Genomic DNA, 13,022 nt, shown 5'->3' with positions numbered 1-13,022 from the left:
GTGCGTGAGGATGAGAGGATAGAGTCGATGTCTTAATTATCTTTAGAAATGGGTTATGTAAGAGTCTAATCAATAATGTGCATATTTTGATTTAAAACTATATTGGATTATATAATGAAAAATTTTAATTTATCTGAAGAATTAATTATTGCTCTTGAGACAATGAATATCACTGAGCCGACTGAAATACAAAAGCAATCGATCCCGGTTGCAATAGCGGGGTCGGACATACTCGCCTCTAGCCAAACAGGTTCAGGAAAAACTCTCGCTTATTTATTGCCGTTAATTGATTCATTTATTAAAAATAAAACTACTGCTTTAATTCTTGTCCCGACTAGAGAACTAGCAACACAAATACACAGTACTTTAAATAAAGTAACTACACCCTATAAAATTAATAGTGCAGTTTTGATAGGCGGTGAACCGATGCTTAAACAATTTATGCAATTAAAAAAGAATCCGAAAGTGATTATCGGTACGCCGGGGCGTATTATCGATCACTTAAATAGGGGAAGTCTAAAAATTGATCGCATAGGCATAACCGTACTTGACGAAATGGATAGAATGCTTGATATGGGGATGAAAGAACAGTTAGAAGAAATCAATAAATTTTTACCGGAAAAAAGACAAGTTTTAATGTTTTCCGCTACTATGCCAAAACATATTATTGCTCTTTCTCAAAAATATCTAAACAATCCGGTACGTATTACGGTAGGTGCTACTAATAAAGCAGCTGCAGAAATAAAACAGGAATCATTACATATTTCTGATAAAGAAAAATTTAGTGAATTAACTAAACAACTTGGTAATAGGGAAGGATCGGTAATTATTTTTGTGAAAACTAAACGCTCTGCCGATCAATTAGCTAAAATGTTGAAATATGAAAATCATAAAGCAGAAGCTATACACGGTGATTTAAGTCAGCATCAACGTGAAAGAGTAATTTTATCATTTCGTAAGTCAAACCATAGAATAATGGTAGCAACTGATGTAGCGGCTCGTGGGCTTGATATTCCTCATACACAGCATGTTATTAATTATGATTTACCTATGTGTCCTGAAGATTATTTACATAGAATAGGTAGAACGGGTAGAGCAGGGGCTACCGGATATGCGTTGTCTTTTATTTCTCCTGATGATGTTATTAGATGGCGTGCAATCGATCGTCTAGTAAATAAAGGAGAATCTACACCACGTAGTGAGTTTAGAAGTGATAAAAATAATCGTAAAAGATCATTCGGTAAAAGAGCCGGTGGTGACGGTAAAAAGTTTAATTCTTTTGATAGTAGCCGTAAAAGAACCTTTGACGGTAACAGCTACGGTAATAAAAGAAAGAAAGTATCGTAGTTTAGATTTACGTCATTGTGAGTGATCTTTGATCGCGTGGGTGGTTATTACATTGTCACCCCGTGGCTTGACCACGGGGTCCAAAAAACAACTTAAAATACTAATATTATTAGTATTTTAAACTGGATCCCGCGATCAAGTCGCGGGATGACAGAAGTGGAATTGATCTATGCAGCAACGCCGATCAAACCGTGGGATGACAAATATAAAAAAGGAGAATAAGCTCATAAGTTTAAATTTTTCACGATTTCAATATATATCTAATATTTTCTTTATATTAATAATTTCTTTTCCCGGAGGTTTAATTTATTTACTTACCAGTTCAACTCTTTCTTTTTGGCTTCGAGAATCCGGTTTTGATAAAATCACTATCGGGCTTTTTAGTTTAGTTAATTTTATTCATATATTTAAATTTTTATGGGGTCCTTTACTTGAAAAAGTAAGTTTTGCTCCTTTAAGTAAGCGAGGATATAAATATTGTTTAATTATTGCTTTGGTTAGTTGTATTTTTTGTGTATATGTTCTGACAAATTTTAACCCTAACACTCATGTAAACCTTCAGATTTGATCTGACATATTAAGATTGAAATTAGACGAGTTTGTGGGTATGTAGATAACTAAGGAGTTATCTATCATATCCACGAACTAAATATAAAACTCAATTAATAGGAACAATATGTCAAATTATGATCAAAAAATAATCAAACCTAAATTAGGATTATTAGAACTTGCAAAACAACTAGGTAGTGTTAGTACTGCGTGTAAAGTAATGGGCTATTCAAGAGATAGCTTTTACCGTTTCAAGGAACTATATGAGATGGGCGGAGAAGCGGCTCTTGTGGATATGAGTCGTAAGAAACCTATAGTAAAGAATCGTGTATCAGAACATATAGAACAAGCAGTAATAAATCTTGCTATAGAGAATCCTGCTCTTGGTCAGCTTCGTGCGAGCCAAGCACTAATAAAGCAAGGTATTATAGTGTCATCCAGTGGTGTACGTTCTATCTGGCTACGCAACGATCTTGAAACTCTAAAGAAACGACTCAAAGCTTTAGAAGCTAAATCTGCACAGGACGGTATCTTACTGACAGAAGAGCAGATATCTGCTTTAAAAAAAGCAAAACAAATTAAAGAGGCTCATGGAGAAATTGATACTCAGCATCCCGGTTATCTTGGTGCACAAGACACCTATTATGTCGGTAATATGAAAGGAGTAGGTAGAATATACCAACAAACCTTTATTGACACTTATTCTAGAGTGGCTATTTGCAAACTCTATACTGATAAATCTGCAATAACATCCGCTGATATTTTAAATGATAAGGTAATACCTTTCTTTAATAATCATGATGTACCACTACTGAGAATCCTTACAGATAGAGGAACGGAATATTGTGGTAAGGTAGAACATCATGCTTTTGAGTTATATTTGGCTATAGAAAATATTGATCATACTAAAACTAAGGCACGTTCTCCTCAAACTAATGGAATATGCGAAAGATTACATAGAACTTTAAAAGATGAATTTTATGATATAGCTTTCCGTAAAAAGATTTATAGCTCATTAGAGGATTTACAGATTGACTTAGATCAATATTTAAACAAATATAACAATACTAGACCGCATTCTGGAAAGTTCTGTTATGGAAAAACTCCTATGCAAACTTTCAAGGATAGCATTAAAATTGCTCAAGATAAGTCTATTAATTCTTACTTATCTGACAGCACTTTTGCTGCTTAATCAATCTCTACCTGTCAGATCAAGTGTACGGGCTGTTGAAAAAATCAACAAGGTTGCAAATACTTTAATATTTTTTTATCTTTAATAGCAGTAGATAAAAAAACCAAAAAATAATTTTAAGTATCCGTTTAAAATTTTGTACTATCGCAATCATCAGTATTTGAATCTGTGTTTTCTGTACACTTCTAAATTTTGCTCCTCGTAAACCATGATTCTCCTTAGCTTCACCAAATAGACCTTCTATTTTCCACTTTCTCTCAATTAGTTTTTTCTTAAAATCAATTCTATTCTGTCTGACCTTTACCTCATCTATTTCATCCTGATAAGGATTACGATAAATAAATCGTCCTCTATTACTATAATTATCAGAAATACAACCTGATTTTAGAGAGCAATTTTTACAATGCCCTCCTGTAATACGATAACGTTTTATTTGTTTTTTATCTAATTTATCATACGGATAAAGATAATGTCCCTGTGGACACTTATATCTATCCTGTTCTCTATCATATTGAAATTCCCCCCTACTTATTTTTCCTTCACCAAGATTATCTACATGTAAAGGTATATAAGTTGTAATTCCAAGTAATTTAAAATATCCATAGGTTGGACCTCTACCATAACCTTTGTCTGCTATCCATTCTTTTACTCTAAAAGAAAAATTATTTAATATATTCCAAACTCTACTTGGAAGTACAATACACTCATGTTGTGATCCTGTACTTACATAACAATCTATTATAATACGTGAATCTGAATCAATTGAGTAGTGGGTCTTATAACATAGCTTTTTATAACCATTAGTTCTTGATACAAGACTACAATCAGGATCTGTCCTACTGACATGAGTTTGATTAGATATTTTCCTTACTTTTTTCCCTTCTCGGAAATCATGATAACGACGTTCATATTTTTTTAATTCTCTCTTTTGTGAATCACCTTGATCTTTTCTTAATATTAGGCTATTCATAGAGGCATTAGATTCAACTAAAGAGGCATCTGAAATAATTGTTTCTCCTTTTATAATATCTAGTTCATACCATTGCTTAATCAAGCTTATAAATATTTCTTGAAATAGTTCTACCCCAAATCTATCTCTTATCCTACTTAATGATGAATGATCCGGTACTTTATCCTCTAAACTTAAACCACAAAACCACCTATATGCTATATTTAACTGAATTTCTTTACATAATCGTCTATTTGACTTTATACCATATAAGTAACTTATTATTTGCATCCTAAAAAATAATACAGGATCAATTGATGGACGTCCGTAATTAGCACAATAACGATTCTTAGTTATTTCATAGATAAAAGAAAACTCTAATTCTTTAGCTTCATGAATCCTCACTAATAAATGATCATTAGGTATCATGTGCCTTAAGCTAAGGCTATTACATCTCACACTTTGATCAAGCTTATAACCCTGCATCTTTACACCTTCATTTAAGCATAAAAATACAGCTTATTCCTTAGATTAACTCTTTTCTACTTCTTTTTATAACTTTTTCAACAGCCCGTGTACGGGCTGTTGAAAAAATCAACAAGGTTGCAAATACTTTAATATTTTTTTATCTTTAATAGCAGTAGATAAAAAAACCAAAAAATAATTTTAAGTATCCGTTTAAAATTTTGTACTATCGCAATCATCAGTATTTGAATCTGTGTTTTCTGTACACTTCTAAATTTTGCTCCTCGTAAACCATGATTCTCCTTAGCTTCACCAAATAGACCTTCTATTTTCCACTTTCTCTCAATTAGTTTTTTCTTAAAATCAATTCTATTCTGTCTGACCTTTACCTCATCTATTTCATCCTGATAAGGATTACGATAAATAAATCGTCCTCTATTACTATAATTATCAGAAATACAACCTGATTTTAGAGAGCAATTTTTACAATGCCCTCCTGTAATACGATAACGTTTTATTTGTTTTTTATCTAATTTATCATACGGATAAAGATAATGTCCCTGTGGACACTTATATCTATCCTGTTCTCTATCATATTGAAATTCCCCCCTACTTATTTTTCCTTCACCAAGATTATCTACATGTAAAGGTATATAAGTTGTAATTCCAAGTAATTTAAAATATCCATAGGTTGGACCTCTACCATAACCTTTGTCTGCTATCCATTCTTTTACTCTAAAAGAAAAATTATTTAATATATTCCAAACTCTACTTGGAAGTACAATACACTCATGTTGTGATCCTGTACTTACATAACAATCTATTATAATACGTGAATCTGAATCAATTGAGTAGTGGGTCTTATAACATAGCTTTTTATAACCATTAGTTCTTGATACAAGACTACAATCAGGATCTGTCCTACTGACATGAGTTTGATTAGATATTTTCCTTACTTTTTTCCCTTCTCGGAAATCATGATAACGACGTTCATATTTTTTTAATTCTCTCTTTTGTGAATCACCTTGATCTTTTCTTAATATTAGGCTATTCATAGAGGCATTAGATTCAACTAAAGAGGCATCTGAAATAATTGTTTCTCCTTTTATAATATCTAGTTCATACCATTGCTTAATCAAGCTTATAAATATTTCTTGAAATAGTTCTACCCCAAATCTATCTCTTATCCTACTTAATGATGAATGATCCGGTACTTTATCCTCTAAACTTAAACCACAAAACCACCTATATGCTATATTTAACTGAATTTCTTTACATAATCGTCTATTTGACTTTATACCATATAAGTAACTTATTATTTGCATCCTAAAAAATAATACAGGATCAATTGATGGACGTCCGTAATTAGCACAATAACGATTCTTAGTTATTTCATAGATAAAAGAAAACTCTAATTCTTTAGCTTCATGAATCCTCACTAATAAATGATCATTAGGTATCATGTGCCTTAAGCTAAGGCTATTACATCTCACACTTTGATCAAGCTTATAACCCTGCATCTTTACACCTTCATTTAAGCATAAAAATACAGCTTATTCCTTAGATTAACTCTTTTCTACTTCTTTTTATAACTTTTTCAACAGCCCGTCTGAAGGTTTACACATACTGCCTAAATATTTTCTCTATGTCGCTGCTTGTTAAAGCTTCCTGCACATCTTTAAATCTTAAAGATGGTACTTTAGTGCGTTCTCTCCTGCTATTTACTGGTGCGAGTAGTACTAGAACTAACATCACGATTAATAGCCTGATCAGTTCCATGAGCTCTAACGACTTTCTCTTGATGTTCTTGGTTTTGATACTCCTGCTCTTTAGAATATGCCTGATACTCATCTTGATATTCCTCGTCATTAGCACTTAGTCTTGTGTATTTCTCATTCTGACTGTTGTAGTACTCACATATTAAATCTTGGACCTCATCGCTCTCTATTAAAGACTTAAAGCTATCTATATTTAAACCGCTACCTGCCTGCATTGTCTTTAAACTACTTACGAACTTCTCTTCTGCCTTGCTTGGTTTTAGATGTTCCAAATCTTTAAGCTCTTTTTCAAGTACTTTAATGATTTGTTGCTGCTCGTTAATTAAATCATCTTCCTTAATCTCATTTAGCCTTGCCATACTTTCCTCATACTTTAGAAGCTGCTCGCCTAGTTTGCTTACCTGCTCTATGGATTTACGGCGGCTTGAGCTTACTCCAAATATCGTACCTAGACCGATGCCACGTAACTTGCCAAGCACCGATGGATTAGATTGAATGTGCCCCGCTAGCCTTTGCATCTCTACATCAGGATTAACCGCCTTGAACCTATCCACACATCTAAGATATCAGTACCTGATTGCTCGTAAATACGTCCCAAGTAATGCGGCAGTAACGTGTCTACAAAATTCTCTTTAAGTTCTCGCTCTTGCTTTAAATCACTTAAATTCTTTTGGCTAAATCACATCTCTTAAGCTCTAATAATTCCTTGTTGTCAAATATATAGCTATCTATTGATGCAAGATCCTTTTGTATTCTTTGGTTTAGTTTACTTACTACTGCTTTAGTATTAGTACTATTAGAGGTATCTGTTGGTGTTATAGATATTTGTTTACTACCCTGCAGAACTATCTCTTTCCGCCAAAATCTCCCCGCTAGTATCACGAGCAAGCATCATTAAATCTTGATATCCCTTACAGTGAATGATTGTGTCGTGCCTTGTGATATCTTGTAAATAGTATTTGAATGTATCAAAACCTGCATGTTTGCGTAGCGTCTCATAGTTAATATTTAACTGAATAGTCCTCTCGCCCATCAATACAGAATTACTGGTAAATGTAGTATTCTCTTTAATTAACTTTAGTCTCGTTGAGATTTTACCAGATGTTATATTTAAGTTTTCTTCAAACTTAGTTGATTGCTCCTTCACTATGGCAATCTGCTTTTCTAACTCAGTTTTTCTCTCATTGGACTTACTAAAATTCTTCTCACGTACTAAACTTTGCTTTCCGTAATTAATTTACTCTCATCTTTCTTTGCAAGAATTAAACGCTTAAATTCCTCTGCATTCTCAGCATCAATTACGCTATGATAGCTACCACAAATCACCGCAGCGTAATCTCTTAAAACCTCTTTTTCTAATTTTAGCTCCTCAAAGATTTCTTTAAGATTTTCAAAGTCACTTTCTTTTAAACAAATAGCTATAATTTTGCTTTGATCTCTGCTATCAAGCTCCTTGAAGTTAATGCGTGCCTTACCGTCAATATATGTGACGCCTTTTACAGTGCTTGGCTTGGTGCTATCTTGCACGCTACTGTATTCATTATCCGATTGCGATCCTTTCGCATCACGTACAATATTCTCAATAACATATTTAAAGCTATCCTCGCCGTCACTAAGTGCAATGCTGTATGGATCTATCTTTAAATCTTTGATATTTAATTCTAATTCAAAATCAATAGCAGGACTTGTATCGTCTAATTTGATACTCTTTAAATTAGTAGCCTGACTTAGAATTTTGCTATGTAATCTGGTAATATTACCAGTAGCCTCGATATCTCTCTTCCACTCCCTCATTTTGCCGTGGCACTCAAAAACTCGTGACCGTGCCTCTAAATACTCCTTGATGATTACCTGATTACCGTCTAATGTGCCACCGCTTCTATAGTCTATTGCAAAACTATTATTAGCTCTTCTATTTACTGCAAGCGTTAAGCCGATTAACCAGTTAGGTATTTCTTTTGGGACATGCTTTTCATATGACGAACCATCCTCGTTTGTAATCGTTTCAGGTAGCATTTCATAGCTGTTAATCTTAAACTGCTTTCTAACTTTCTCTACGTCACTATCAAGACGTTGATACACTATGTTTTCTAGCTCTTTTGCGGACGCATGAAGCTTCACATCCTCCCTATGACGTGACATTAACACTAAAAACGCCTCATAGCCAATAGAGCGGTCAAAATATACATGCATACGGTCTACCGTCTCACCTTGCAATTTGTAACCAGTTAGTGCATATCCATGATTTAACTTAATTCTTCTTTTACCGTCTTCGGTGTCTTGTGCGGTATCAATTTCTATTACGTCTTTACTGCCATCTGCTTTGTGTACTAGTATCTTTAAGATCCCCTCACCACCGCTTGTGTTTTTTAGATCGCCAAACGGCTTTACCGATAATATCGTTCCAACTTCACCGTTACTAATACCGTATCTTAAGCTATTCTCTTCAAATACTATTTGATCACCTTTCATCAGCGGTAGCATCTTGCCGCCACTACTAATTAATACCTCAGCTCCCTTTAATGCTCCGCTATGCTTTAGCTCATGCCTAACTCTGCTATTAAACTCAGCTACTTTCTCATTCGTGTACGCACCAATTGCAATACTTCTAATAGCTATTAGATCGTCTCGCTTAAGACTATCCATCTGCTCAGTGTATTCTTTGGCAAATGTTGAGATTAAGCTAGTTTTAGCTTCTTCTTCATTATCTTTAATATTAAAGACGCCTAGTTCCCTGTATATTTCAATAGCGTCAATCATTTCAAAGCGTCCCATAGCTTCAGTAGCCTTCCTGTACTCTAACCGCTCTTGTCGTCTAACTTCGGTGAGCTTGACGCCTCCTGCAATCTTACGAGCTTTGTTAAATGCACCAGTCATGCCAACAGCTGTAAACTGGTTGTTATCACCAACAAGTACTAGTTTTGCTTTAGACCTTAAGACCTCGTGAGCCAAATAGTCCATATTAACAAGCTCTATCATGCTTGCCTCGTCTGCGATCAATACAGTCTTACTATCAAGAACTTCTGAATTGCTGCCGCTAAATACAGCATCACAACCAATAGATTTTAAATACTCCTCCTCTTCATAGTATTTGCTGCTTAAATCTATCTTAAAGTTTCCTCCTTTTGACTCTACGATTTTCTTACGTAGTAAACTCGTATTATCAGCTTTAATCCCTGCATTTCTACTTAAGACCTTTGCAGATACGCTGCTTGGTCCAGTACCTACTACCTTAAACCCTGCCGCTTTGTACTGCCGCACTATCTCTCTCATCACGAAAGTCTTACCAGCTCCAGGATTTCCTTCAAGTACGCTGACATCAGAACCGTTACAAACTGATAGGATCGCTTTAATTTGCTCATCACTGAACTCATTAGTCTTACTACCTGCTCCTAGTAACCTATTTTAAAACTCTTACTCTCGCCAATATTATTGCCGCTAATATTAAGATTATGCTCTTCTTTAGCATTTAACTCCTCTATAGCAGATACATAGCGATGCTCTAAATTTACTCTTGATTTCAAGGCATATAGCGTTTTATCAGTCAAATCTTTCTGATCCATCAGCTCTATCTTGTCGGATAAGAGCAACTGATTGTAAAGCCTTAAAAACTCCTCTCCATATTCTTTGTTCAAATGCTCGATAGTGGGATTGTTGGTGCTACTATCTGCTTGTTTGTTTATTGTATTTTTTGCTTGGTCATCAGATGTACTTTCTGCTGAATTATTTGCTATATTCTCACCATCTACTTGCTCTTGTACTAAGCCCTTACCAAACTCTCTAATAGCCTCTTGCTCTTTTGCAATATCACTGCCTTTTGACACTAAATGCACCATCAAAGCGTCAGATAATGCTATAGCAATATCTTCCTTAGTAAACACAGGTTTCGTATACGAAATACGACTAAATACTATCTCAGGACTTTCATATATCTTCTTTGCATTCTCAGCTATGATCTCTTTGTTTTTTGCCTCAAGCTCAGTTGCTTTCATATAATGAGCAGGACCTTTGTGACGCGTTGGTATCTGGTCTATTCCAAGTTCCTCATATGACTTAGCACTAACTTTAAAAGGTAAACCTGCTTCCTCATATACTTTGTTAATTTCGACCTCACATTGATGTCTTAAATTAGCTAAAAACTTTCTTCTTGATAATTCGCCATCTTTTCTTTTTGCAAATATTACTTCATCATTTTTTAAACGCTCTAATCTTCTTTCTAAAAACTGAAAATGTACATGCGGATTATCAGGATTATCGTAATGAATATTTACATCACATACTAGACCACGTGCTACTATATATTGCTGTGCATACTCTTCAACTAATTTAATGTTTACTTCTTTGCATACCTCCTTAGGTAAGGCAAATTCTATACATCTTGCAACGGTCGAATCTTCTCGTTTTTCTCTTGCTTCTGCTGCATTCCATAACTGCTCTCTATCTTGCAACCATGCAGCGTCTTCAAAGCCTTCAGGCACAAATATCTTGCTATATACCACTCCTTGCTTTTTTGTAAAATCATAAGTAATGCTAATCTCTTCACCAGTTTCTTTATCAATGGTTTTGTATACTAATTTACTGGCAGAAATATACGCAGCAGTAGCAACGGCATTTTGTCCCTTGCTTCTTTGTATACACGAACCATGAAAGTGATATAACGCCATTATTACAATTAGTGTTTTTAAATTATTACTTTACTGGAATATTACTACTCACTGAGCGCACGTATTTTATGCCAATAAAATACCTAAGTGCACTTAATACCTCCCTTATTAGTTTTGACTTTTCTACTTCTTCTGGAATCTCTTTTATTGCTTTTTCTATATCCAATTTAGTAAAAATAGCTTGATGACGAATAATACGATTTAACACTCCATCACTATTTTTAATAATTTCCAGATGAGCTAATTTACATATTTTATTTTGCTCAGCTATTTCATTGATAATACTTCTCATTCGAGTAGGACCAACATGTCTCTGAGGCACAAAACTTATTGGATCTACTCGGTTTTCTAGACCTAACTGAGCAAAATATTTATTGATTACTTCTTTAGCTCTTTTATGAATTATTTCCCCTTCTGGGATAATGAACGCTTTGCCCTTAACTTTGGCAAATTTAGGATTTAAATCTACTGCCTTAGCTCCTAACGTTTTACCGTCTTCTGCAAATCTTCTGGTAGTAACAAGCACATGGGCATGCCAATTCTTTTCTCCATCATGTGGCTGATGAATATCAATTTGAACTCCTAGACCATTTTTGACCCACCCCATCTCTTCAATGATTTCATGAGTAATGGCTATCCTATCATTTAAATCTAGTTCTTTATCATCAGGTAGAGCTATAACTACATCTTTTAATAATTGACTATTTTTTCTTGTCTCTAGACGCTCTACCTCATTCATCAAGACCCTTGGGTCTTTGAATTTTTGATCTACGTAATTAGGTAATAATACTGCATGGTAAACATTATCGCCTTTTGTGCTAAAATTATAAGTAATGTTAGTTCTCTCATCTTTAATAATCAGCCTGGCATTATAGGCAGCTTTACAGCAGCTATTTCCTCCTGAGCTTCTACCTAATATTTCTATTCTTGCAAACTGTATTGCCATAGTTTATTAGTTTCAATCTTCTTCAATCTGTCATTGATATTAACATGAAACTTTTTGCTCATCCATTGAATCAGCACAAATAAGCAAATAATAAACCTTCAGGTTTATATATTGCGTATTAACCTAATCTGAAGTTAGGTTAATAACCTCTTCTCTGTAGATTTTCAGCTACTACTTAAAATAATGGCAATATCTGTTTATATTAATGTCCCCCTTCGGGGATAAGAAATCCCTCGCCTTCAGGCGAAGGGAAGATATAATGAAATTGCTTTAGCAATGAATTTATGTCAAGAACTATGAGAAGTTATAGAAAGAATAGTCATAGTCAGTATGATTTAAAAGTGCATCTTATATGGATACCAAAATATAGGAAGAGAATATTAATAGGCAAAGTATCAGAAAGGACTAGAGATTTACTGAGGCAGATTTGTATGGAACATGAAGTACATATAATTTCAGGGAAAATATCATGCGATCACGTACATATGTTTATCTCATATAAGCCGCAAATATCTCTTAGCAAGTTAGTACAGTATTTAAAAGGTAGTACTCAAGAATTTTATTGCAAGAATTTGCTCATTTAAGAAAACAATTTTGGGGTAATCATTTGTGGGCTAGGGGCTATATAGCTTGTCAGCTCAGGTAATATAACTGATGAAATGATACAGCACTATATTGATGAACAAGAAGGTGAACCTGTGAATGATAATCGATTTCTAATCGATTCTACTTTATAACCCCTCAGCTTATAGCTGAGGGTTGTTTAGTTCTTGTTAAATCCATTACTTGATTTGCTACTTTCTCCCCAAATTCTTCGGCTATTTTTTCTTTAGTTAGTTCAGTATCTTCTATAGTATCGTGTGTAGTATGCTTGTTATTATTATATCAGTTCTAAATAAGTAATCTGATATCATGTAAGCCACTTCTATCGGATGTGAGTAAAACGGCTCTCCTGATTGACGCATCTGCGTGCCATGATATTTTCTAGCATAGTAGATTGCTTTTTTAACCTCTACAATATCTACTGCTGAAGTTTTGACTACACTATTTAAATAAGTTATTTTATCTAATAACTTTTTAGCATAAATACATATCTCAAACTCACCTTGCCAATTTTCTAAATCTTGCATAA

7 protein-coding genes and 5 pseudogenes are annotated in these 13,022 nt (G+C 34.1%); 4 read left to right on the top strand and 8 right to left on the bottom strand.

Features of this window, described 5'->3' with window-relative positions:
• Positions 1-114: 114 nt before the first annotated feature.
• The 3 genes and pseudogenes from REIP_RS06260 to REIP_RS06250 all read left to right on the top strand — a co-directional run bounded on the left by REIP_RS06260 (position 115) and on the right by REIP_RS06250 (position 3,088).
• Entirely contained in the window at positions 115-1,347 is a 1,233-nt protein-coding gene (locus tag REIP_RS06260) for a DEAD/DEAH box helicase (RefSeq protein WP_045804092.1), read from the top strand.
• 196 nt (positions 1,348-1,543) lie between these two features.
• Positions 1,544-1,897, top strand: a pseudogene (locus REIP_RS06255) (MFS transporter); the annotation flags it as partial.
• A gap of 126 nt (positions 1,898-2,023) precedes the next feature.
• Entirely contained in the window at positions 2,024-3,088 is a 1,065-nt protein-coding gene (locus tag REIP_RS06250) for an IS481 family transposase (protein WP_045803566.1), read from the top strand.
• A gap of 64 nt (positions 3,089-3,152) precedes the next feature.
• Here the strand turns inward: REIP_RS06250 and REIP_RS06245 are convergent, their stop codons facing one another.
• From REIP_RS06245 to REIP_RS06220, 7 genes and pseudogenes are all read right to left on the bottom strand, one after another.
• A complete protein-coding gene (locus REIP_RS06245) occupies positions 3,153-4,466 on the bottom strand; it encodes a transposase (protein WP_172686766.1) in 1,314 nt (437 codons plus the stop codon).
• 185 nt (positions 4,467-4,651) lie between these two features.
• A complete protein-coding gene (locus REIP_RS06240) occupies positions 4,652-5,965 on the bottom strand; it encodes a transposase (RefSeq protein ID WP_172686766.1) in 1,314 nt (437 codons plus the stop codon).
• A 254-nt stretch (positions 5,966-6,219) separates the two neighbouring features.
• Positions 6,220-6,834: a hypothetical protein gene (locus REIP_RS12725; protein WP_045804090.1), complete on the bottom strand. Its 615-nt coding sequence runs from the start codon at positions 6,832-6,834 to the stop codon at positions 6,220-6,222.
• 278 nt (positions 6,835-7,112) lie between these two features.
• A complete protein-coding gene (locus REIP_RS11780; RefSeq protein ID WP_197069210.1) occupies positions 7,113-7,427 on the bottom strand; it encodes a hypothetical protein in 315 nt (104 codons plus the stop codon).
• Positions 7,428-7,492: 65 nt separating this feature from the next.
• A pseudogene (locus REIP_RS12720) lies at positions 7,493-9,589 on the bottom strand (AAA family ATPase); the annotation flags it as partial.
• 83 nt (positions 9,590-9,672) lie between these two features.
• A complete protein-coding gene (locus REIP_RS12715) occupies positions 9,673-10,944 on the bottom strand; it encodes a MobA/MobL family protein (RefSeq protein WP_231569277.1) in 1,272 nt (423 codons plus the stop codon).
• A gap of 82 nt (positions 10,945-11,026) precedes the next feature.
• Positions 11,027-11,890: pseudogene (locus tag REIP_RS06220) on the bottom strand (MobA/MobL family protein); the annotation flags it as partial.
• 284 nt (positions 11,891-12,174) lie between these two features.
• Here REIP_RS06220 and tnpA point away from each other — a divergent pair.
• Positions 12,175-12,536 (top strand): annotated as a pseudogene (gene tnpA, locus REIP_RS06215) (IS200/IS605 family transposase).
• Positions 12,537-12,649: 113 nt separating this feature from the next.
• Here tnpA and REIP_RS06210 read toward each other — a convergent pair.
• Positions 12,650-13,020, bottom strand: a pseudogene (locus REIP_RS06210) (HD domain-containing protein); the annotation flags it as partial.
• Between the last annotated feature and the right edge of the window lie 2 nt (positions 13,021-13,022).

This window comes from Rickettsia endosymbiont of Ixodes pacificus (assembly GCF_000965155.1).
Taxonomy (GTDB): domain Bacteria; phylum Pseudomonadota; class Alphaproteobacteria; order Rickettsiales; family Rickettsiaceae; genus Rickettsia; species Rickettsia tamurae.
Note: the sequence above shows the minus strand (reverse complement) of the source record. Positions and strands in the feature narration are given on the sequence as shown.

Coding starts and splice junctions, on each gene's coding strand:
- REIP_RS06245 (WP_172686766.1), bottom strand. CDS start 4,466: ATGATACCTAATGATCATTTATTAGTGAGGATTCATGAAGCTAAAGAA.
- REIP_RS06260 (WP_045804092.1), top strand. CDS start 115: ATGAAAAATTTTAATTTATCTGAAGAATTAATTATTGCTCTTGAGACA.
- REIP_RS12715 (WP_231569277.1), bottom strand. CDS start 10,944: ATGGCGTTATATCACTTTCATGGTTCGTGTATACAAAGAAGCAAGGGA.
- REIP_RS06250 (WP_045803566.1), top strand. CDS start 2,024: ATGTCAAATTATGATCAAAAAATAATCAAACCTAAATTAGGATTATTA.
- REIP_RS06240 (WP_172686766.1), bottom strand. CDS start 5,965: ATGATACCTAATGATCATTTATTAGTGAGGATTCATGAAGCTAAAGAA.